Raw genomic sequence first — 6,521 nt, 5'->3', positions numbered from 1 at the left:
CCCTTCGGGCTTTCCTCCACCCGCCCGCCGCGTCATACGGGGACCCCGAGGGCGAAGAGCCACACCAAGAGCCGAACAACGCCAGGCGCTACTGGGCCGGGCAGGTCTTTTGTAGGAGCGCACTTGTGCGCGACCAACCGACGGAGCGGCACGTCCAGGTGGTGCGGTCGCGCACAAGTGCGCTCCTACAAGGGAGGGCGAAGGTCCGTGGATGGCGGATCAATCTTGCCGGTCGGCTCTTCTGTGGGAGCGCACCCTGTGCGCGACAAACCTACAGAGCGGTACACTCCTGCGTGGCTGTCGCGCACAGGGTGCGCTCCCACAGACAGGCGGGCGCGACAGGGGGCGGCGGCTAATGTCGATGCGAGGCAGAAATCGGGAACCCGCTATTCGGTGCCATGGAGGACCCCAATCGCCGCCCAAACCCAACAAGACCCACCTCCAGAGTTGAGCCCCCACCCATCGCATCGCTATCCTCCACCCCATGCCCCGCCTTTTGCTCCGCCACCTCCGCCGCTGCCGCACCTTGCTGGTGCTGGTGATGTGCGCGTGGCTGGCGCTGTCCAGCGTGGCCTGGGCGATGCCGCGGCATGACGATTGCTGTCCGTCGACGGCGGCCATGGGCATGATGACCATGCAGCACGCGTCGCCGGATCACGCGCCGGCGCATCCCTCGAACGTGATGTCCGATAGCTGCTGCAGCCACGCTCCCGCGAGTGTGCCGCTGTCGATGGTGCCGCACGTACTGCATGTGCGGGCCGATGGTTCGCCGCGGCAGTCGCATCGCGAGGCTGCGCCGCAACCCGTCTACGAACCACCGCTGCGGCCACCGGTCGCCTGATTCTCCGTTGAAGGCAACGGGCCGGCACGCGTCGGCCGATTCGATGCGCCTGCATGCGGGCGCGCGGCACGGAGCAATGCAATGAACAAGCAGGAACCGCGCGGTTTTCAACTGCCGCGCCGGCGGTTTGTACAAGGTCTGGCGCTGGGCGGCGTCGCTGCCGGGCTGGGCCTTTGGCGCGGCAATGCGATGGCGCAGGTGGCAGCGCCGCGGACGGAGTTGCGTGGCAACCATTTCGAACTGGAGATCGATGAGCTGCCGGTGGACTTCACCGGCCGCAGGCGCGTCGCCACCGTGGTGAACGGTCAACTGCCGGCGCCGCTGTTGCGCTGGCGGCAGGGCGAGACGGTGACGCTGCGCGTGCGCAATCGCCTCAAGGTCAGCAGCTCCATCCACTGGCATGGCATCGTGTTGCCGGCGGATATGGACGGAGTGCCGGGTCTGAGTTTCGACGGGATTCCCGCCGGGGGCGAGTACACCTATCGGTTCACGGTGAACCAGTCGGGTACGTACTGGTACCACAGCCATTCGCGCTTTCAGGAGCAGACGGGTCTGTACGGTCCGATCGTGGTCGAGCCACGCGAGGGCGAGCGCCATCGTGCAGACCGCGACTACGTGGTGATGCTCAACGACTGGACCGATCTCGATCCGGAAACGATTTACGCGAACCTCAAGAAGCAAAGCGACTACTACAACATCGGCAAGCGCACCGTGGGCGACTTCATCCACGACGCCAATGGCGCAGGCATCGCCAAGGCCCTGGACGAACGCCGCATGTGGAACCAGATGCGGATGGATCCCAGCGACCTGGCTGACGTTTCTTCCGTCGCCTATACGTATCTGACGAACGGTTGCACGCCGGCAGGCAACTGGACCGGTATGTTCGATGCAGGCGAGAAAGTGCGGTTGCGTTTCATCAACGGTTCGTCGATGACGTTTTTCGACGTGCGCATACCCGGCTTGAGCATGACCGTGGTCGCTGGGGACGGTCAGGCCATCGAGCCGGTGAACGTGGACGAATTTCGCATCGGCACTGCCGAGACCTATGACGTGATCGTGCAGCCGTCGGCCGATCGTGCGTGGACGATTTTTGCGCAGAGCATGGACCGTACCGGTTATGCGCGCGCCACGCTGGCACCGCGTGCAGGGATGGCGGCTGAAGTGCCTTCGCTCGATGCGCGTCCCTTGCTCGCCATGGGCGACATGATGGGCACGATGGATCACGGCGCGATGGGACACGACATGCCCGGCATGGACATGGGCGGCATGCCGGGGATGGCGATGTCGCATGGTCACGAGGGAGCCGCGCCGTTGAAGACGGGACCCGAGGTGGATGCGCGCGTGACCACACCACGCAGCAATCTCGACGACCCGGGCGTGGGCCTGCGCGACAACGGGCGCCGAGTGCTCACGTACGCCGATCTGCACGCCGTCGATGCGCCCATTGCTCCGCGCGTAGATCGTGAGATGACGCTGCGCCTGACCGGCAATATGGAGCGTTACCTGTGGTCGTTCGACGGCAGGCGCTATTCCGGGGCGGAGCCGCTGCGGTTGCACTACGGCGAGCAGGTGCGCATCGTGCTGGTGAACGACACCATGATGACGCACCCCATCCACCTGCATGGCATGTGGAGCGAAATCGAGTCGCCCGACGGCAATTTCCAGGTGCGAAAGCACACCGTGATGGTGCAGCCGGCGCAGCGCATCGCCTATCGCGTGAATGCGGATGCCCTGGGCCGCTGGGCCTATCACTGCCATCTGCTGTACCACATGGAAGCGGGCATGTTCCGCGAAGTGGTGGTGGCATGAGCCGCGCATCCAGGCGATGGATCATGGCGTGCCTTGGCGCGCTGCCGATGAGCCTGCTGGCGCAGAGCATGGACATGCAGGACATGCCGGGCATGGCCATGCCGATGCCTCAAGGCGGCGTGGCGCCATCACACGCGAACCAGCAAACTCCGTCGCAGCATGACGACATGCAGCACGGCAGCCATGACATGGCGAATATGGATGAGGCCACGGTGTTGCCGGCCAACGGCCACATAGCGCCGCCGCCACCGCAATACGTGCTGCATGACATGTCGCCCTCGCAGATGAACGCGATGATGCAGATGGACGACAACGAATCGATCGGCATGCTGCTGGTCGACCGGCTCGAGCGCAGTCGCAGCACCTCTGGTGACTACGCGACCAACTGGGAAGCCGAAGGCTGGTATGGCAATCCCATCAACCGCCTGTGGCTGAAGACCGAAGGCGAGCGCGGCAGCGACGGCACGCAGGATGCTCGCATCGAAGCGCTCTGGAGTCATGCCTGGACCAGCTTCTGGGACGGGCAGCTGGGCGCGCGCCAGGATTTCGGCCAGGGTCCGAATCGCACATGGCTGGCGATGGGCGTGGAAGGCCTGGCGCCGTATTGGTTCGAAACGCAGGCCACGTTCTACGTGGGCGAACAGGGGCGTACCGCGCTGCGCGTGGAGACCAGCTACGACCTGCGCTTCACGCAGAAGCTGATCCTGACGCCAAAGCTGGAGGTCAATCTCTACGGCAAGGACGATCCGCAGCGCGGCATCTCATCCGGCCTTTCCGAAGTCGAGGCGGGTCTGCGTCTGCGCTATGAAGTCAGTCGCAAGTTTGCGCCGTATATCGGCGTGGATTGGGCGCGACGGTTTGGCGATATTCAAAGCGAGCCCGGCTTGCCGCCCGTGCATGCGCGCGAGACAACGTGGGTGGCAGGTGTGCGCTTGTGGTTTTGAAGGTGAGCAGCGGGATGCCGACACCCGTCGGTATCCCGTGTCCTCAGCAAACATCGCAGGCCCGCAGCTTCAGTAGCCCACCGTGATCCGCTGCCGACGCGCATCGTTCTTCTCGACCCGGTCCAGCAAGGCCACCGCGTAATCGGGCACGCTGATATGGCTCTTGCCGTTGGCGTCCACCAGCAACTGGTCGCTGCCGACGCGATACTTGCCGGTGCGCGGGCCGTCTTCGAGCAGCGCAGAGGGACTGATATACGTCCATTCCACCGCGTTCTTGTCGTGGCGGAACACTTCCAGCGCCTTGATCTGGCCTTGGGCTTCGTCCTTCCATGCCGCAGGAAAGTGCGGGTCATCGATCACGCGCACGCCAGGCGAGGTTTCCAGCGACGCAGCGCCGCCCACCCATACCAGGCGCTTCACGCCCGCCTTGGGCAGGTAGTCGAGCACTGTCGCGGCGATGGCAGGCACCGCGTCGTTGGAGCCATCGCGACGGGCCGAGATGCTCACGATGAGAACGTCGGAACCACGTACCGCGTCCAGCCAGCTTTCCGGATCGGCGATATCACCGGTGACGACGTCGACGCGGTCGTCCCTGGCAGTCAGGCGCGACGGATCACGCACGATGGCGGTGACATCGGCACCGCGTGCAAGCGCTTCGTCGAGGATGGCGTGGCCGACATGGCCGGTAGCGCCGAACAAGGCGATCTTCATGGGTAGTGCTCTCCAGCGGGGATAGGGGAGTGCGGGGGACGATGACGGGGCTGCCGTGAAAAAACTGCCAGCGCCACCAACAAGGCCCAGCATGCGCCCGCGACAGATCCAGATAAACGCATCAAAGGGGAATTCACTGTAAAGTTTAAGTTGACAGTACGGAGGATGGCATGGCCGAGGTCAATCTCAATCGCTTGTCCGTGTTCACCGCGCTGGTGCGCGCGGGCTCATTCACCGCGGCAGCCGACGTGCTCGGCATGACCAAGGCCATGGTGAGCCAGCACATCGCCCGCCTGGAGACCGAGCTGGGCGTAACGCTGTTGTCGCGCAGCACGCGGCGCATGACCTTGACCGAGGCCGGCAGCACGTTTCACGCCGCCTGTTTGAGCATTCTTGCCGAGGCCCAGGCTGCGATCGCCCAGGTCGGGCGCAGTCAGGAGCAACCCAGCGGCACGCTGAGGCTCACTGCCACCGGCGATTACGGCACGGCCGTGGTCGCGCCGGCGCTGGCGCAATTCCTGCGCGAGCATCCGTCGTTGCAGGCGGATCTGGTGCTCAACGATCACATGAGCGACCTGATCGCCGAGCGTTTCGACCTGGCCATCCGCATGGGCTGGTTGCGCGATTCCAATCTGCGTTCCACCCGCCTGAGCACGTTTCGCCAGTTGATGGTCGCTGCGCCTGAGTATCTCGCGCGCTGCGGGCAGCCGCGTGTGATCACCGATCTCGCATCGCACGACTGGGTCGCGCTCACCCTGCTGGCCACGCCACTGCGCTGGACCTTCACCGCGCCCGACGGCACACGACGCACCGTGCGCATGCGCCAGCGCGTGCAAGCGAACAATGTGACGACCGCACATGCGCTGGTATGCCATGGTGCGGGCGTCAGCGTGCTGCCGGATTATCTGGTCACGGAAGATATCCGCCAGGGCAGGCTGGTCGTGCTGATGGCGCAATACAGCTTGCCGGTGTGTGGCATCTACGCGGTGTATCCCGGGCGCCAGCCGCCGGCCAAGGTGCGCGCCTTTATCGACCACCTGCGCGCGACGCTCGCTGCTTCGGGCTGATGGCCTCAGACCTGGAACATGTAGAACAGATAGGCCACGAACAGGATCAGGTGCACGGCGCCCTGCAGCACGTTGGTGTGACCGCTGGAAAACGTCACCAGGCTCACCGTCAGCGTGAGCAGGAACAACACCAGGTCGGTGTGCTGCAGGCCAAGCTCGATGGGATGCGCGGTGAGCTGGCTGATGACGAGGATGGCCGGAATAGTGAGGCCGATGGTCGACAGTACCGAGCCCAGGAAGATGTTCACCGAGCGCTGCATATGGTTGCCGCGCGCGGCACGCACGGCGCCGATGCCTTCCGGCGTGGCGACCAGCACGGCCATCACCAGTCCGGCCAGCGCCGCCGGTTTGCCCAGCGTTTCCACGACGTAATCGATCGGGTGGGCGAGCTTTTCCGCCAGATACACGACGGGAACCATATAGGCCAGCAAGAGCAGCGCGTGAAAGGTGGTGCGTGTCGCGCCTCCTTGCATTTCAGAAGGGCTTTCGTCGTCGTCCTCCACGGCCGCGAAATAGGCACGGTGGCGACGGGTCTGCAGGCCGATGAACGCGATGTACAACCCGGCGCAGATCACCGCGAGGAAGACCTCTTGCGCCAAGGTGAGCGTCTTGTGCGGGTCGATGGTGTAGTTGGGCATCACCAGCGCCAGGATGCCCAATGGAATGACGACGGCCAGGTAGGCGTTCGCGCCCTGCAGGTTGTACTGCTGCTCGCGATGCCGCCAGCCACCGACCAGCAGCGACAGGCCGACCATGCCGTTGAGCACGATCATGGTGACGGCGAACAAGGTGTCGCGCGCGAGCGTGGGGTTGTTCGCCCCGTGCAGCATGATGGCGGTGATGCTGATCACTTCGATGGTGGTGATCGACAGCGTCAGCACCAAGGTGCCATAGGGTTCGCCCAGCTGTTCGCCCAGGTGTTCCGCGTGTCGCACTACGGCCAGGGCGGAACCCAGGATCACGGTGAACAGCCATCCAAAAATGACGGCGAGCCACAGCGGATGATCGAGCCCGTCCAGCAGTCGCGGACCAAAGAGCAGGAAGGCGAGGGCGGTGGCCGCACTGATGGCCAGGAACCACTCGCGCCGCACGATTCTTGGGAATCCGACCCGCGTCATCGCAAGCACCTCCCCGAAAGCCATGATCGAC

6 protein-coding genes are annotated in these 6,521 nt (G+C 64.6%); 4 read left to right on the top strand and 2 right to left on the bottom strand.

What is annotated here, in order from left to right:
- Window positions 1-484: 484 nt before the first annotated feature.
- The 3 genes from AC1DE1_RS18735 (at window position 485) to AC1DE1_RS18725 (ending at window position 3,594) form a co-directional block, all read left to right on the top strand.
- A complete protein-coding gene (locus tag AC1DE1_RS18735) occupies window positions 485-841 on the top strand; it encodes a hypothetical protein (protein ID WP_477179258.1) in 357 nt (118 codons plus the stop codon).
- Between the two features lie 81 nt (window positions 842-922).
- A complete protein-coding gene (locus AC1DE1_RS18730) occupies window positions 923-2,650 on the top strand; it encodes a copper resistance system multicopper oxidase (protein ID WP_477179257.1) in 1,728 nt (575 codons plus the stop codon).
- Window positions 2,647-3,594 carry a copper resistance protein B gene (locus AC1DE1_RS18725; RefSeq protein ID WP_477179256.1) on the top strand — a complete coding sequence of 316 codons (948 nt, stop codon included), beginning with the start codon at window positions 2,647-2,649 and terminating at the stop codon, window positions 3,592-3,594. Before AC1DE1_RS18730 ends, AC1DE1_RS18725 begins: the two co-directional genes overlap by 4 nt.
- A gap of 69 nt (window positions 3,595-3,663) precedes the next feature.
- Here the strand turns inward: AC1DE1_RS18725 and AC1DE1_RS18720 are convergent, their stop codons facing one another.
- Window positions 3,664-4,305, bottom strand: a complete 642-nt coding sequence (locus AC1DE1_RS18720; RefSeq protein WP_477176134.1) for an NAD(P)-dependent oxidoreductase — start codon at window positions 4,303-4,305, stop codon at window positions 3,664-3,666.
- Window positions 4,306-4,475: 170 nt separating this feature from the next.
- Between AC1DE1_RS18720 and AC1DE1_RS18715 the strand changes: the two genes are divergently transcribed.
- Window positions 4,476-5,372: a LysR family transcriptional regulator gene (locus AC1DE1_RS18715; protein ID WP_477176135.1), complete on the top strand. Its 897-nt coding sequence runs from the start codon at window positions 4,476-4,478 to the stop codon at window positions 5,370-5,372.
- A gap of 5 nt (window positions 5,373-5,377) precedes the next feature.
- Here the strand turns inward: AC1DE1_RS18715 and AC1DE1_RS18710 are convergent, their stop codons facing one another.
- Window positions 5,378-6,490 (bottom strand): calcium:cation antiporter, encoded by a 1,113-nt coding sequence (locus AC1DE1_RS18710; RefSeq protein ID WP_477179255.1) that lies wholly within the window; start codon window positions 6,488-6,490, stop codon window positions 5,378-5,380.
- Window positions 6,491-6,521: the final 31 nt, after the last annotated feature.

The sequence above is a fragment of the Dyella sp. 05T440 genome, assembly GCF_056395965.1.
This window is presented reverse-complemented; position numbering and strand designations above follow the sequence as displayed.

Excerpts from the sequence above, each read along its gene's own strand:
- AC1DE1_RS18735 (WP_477179258.1), top strand. The coding sequence starts at position 485 with ATGCCCCGCCTTTTGCTCCGCCACCTCCGCCGCTGCCGCACCTTGCTG.
- AC1DE1_RS18730 (WP_477179257.1), top strand. The coding sequence starts at position 923 with ATGAACAAGCAGGAACCGCGCGGTTTTCAACTGCCGCGCCGGCGGTTT.
- AC1DE1_RS18725 (WP_477179256.1), top strand. The coding sequence starts at position 2,647 with ATGAGCCGCGCATCCAGGCGATGGATCATGGCGTGCCTTGGCGCGCTG.
- AC1DE1_RS18720 (WP_477176134.1), bottom strand. The coding sequence starts at position 4,305 with ATGAAGATCGCCTTGTTCGGCGCTACCGGCCATGTCGGCCACGCCATC.
- AC1DE1_RS18715 (WP_477176135.1), top strand. The coding sequence starts at position 4,476 with ATGGCCGAGGTCAATCTCAATCGCTTGTCCGTGTTCACCGCGCTGGTG.
- AC1DE1_RS18710 (WP_477179255.1), bottom strand. The coding sequence starts at position 6,490 with ATGACGCGGGTCGGATTCCCAAGAATCGTGCGGCGCGAGTGGTTCCTG.